Origin of the sequence: Vibrio sp. 10N.222.55.C6 (genome assembly GCF_041473395.1) — a bacterium.
Taxonomy (GTDB): Bacteria; Pseudomonadota; Gammaproteobacteria; order Enterobacterales; family Vibrionaceae; genus Vibrio; species Vibrio crassostreae_C.
In genome coordinates this window covers 1-286 of the sequence record NZ_JBFRSD010000849.1, presented here as the reverse complement: position 1 = coordinate 286, position 286 = coordinate 1, and the positions used below count along the sequence as shown (strand labels likewise).

At 43.0% G+C, this 286-nt stretch carries 1 pseudogene; it reads right to left on the bottom strand.

Annotation, left to right across the window (positions count from 1 at the left end):
- Positions 1–91: 91 nt before the first annotated feature.
- Positions 92–286, bottom strand: a pseudogene (locus tag AB4486_RS26500) (enoyl-CoA hydratase/isomerase family protein); the annotation flags it as partial.

The following is a 286-nucleotide window of genomic DNA, read 5'->3' as shown; positions in this document are numbered from 1 at the left end:
AATTACTACATCGGTGCACAGATAAATAGATAAATAAGTAGATACATACATAAATGGCCATCAAGCGATGGCCATTTAATTGCGTCATTGTCTATTGTGATAACTCTGCTGCGGTGTCAACGAAGATACCTTGAATGTCTTTCGCTTCACGCTCAGTTTGACCACCGTGTTTTAGAAACGCACCGATAATTGCTGCGGTTTTCTGCTCTTTTGCGCGCTCTAAGAAGTAACGAAGTTCTAGTTCAGCGCCCGCTTGCTCATCTTTGATTGAGGCAGCGATGATCTC